Raw genomic sequence first — 343 nt, forward strand, 5'->3', positions numbered from 1 at the left:
AGCTCGGGGTGGACAGCGTGCCCCTGAACTTCCTCGTGCCGGTCAAGGGTACCCGGCTCCAGGACATGCCCCCCCTTCCGCCCCTGGAGTGCCTCAAGATCGTGGCCGTGTACCGGTTCCTCCTGCCACGGGCCACGATCAAGGTCTGCGCCGGCCGCGACCGGAACCTGGGGGACCTGGCCTCCTGGATCTTCTACGCCGGCGCCAACGGCATGATGGTGGGCCACTACCTCACCACGGCCGGCCGGGCCCCGGACGTGGACCTCAAGATGGTGCGCGACCTCGGGTTCCGGCCGGTGGCCGAGGGGAGCGGGAGGCCCCTGTGATCCCGGGCTGGGTGGGG

General features: G+C 71.1%; 1 pseudogene. It reads left to right on the forward strand.

The annotated features are described in order from the left end of the window. Positions 1–326, forward strand: a pseudogene (locus ACYQ8L_RS18715) (biotin synthase BioB); the annotation flags it as partial. Positions 327–343: the final 17 nt, after the last annotated feature.

The sequence above is a fragment of the Deferrisoma palaeochoriense genome (genome assembly GCF_054656955.1).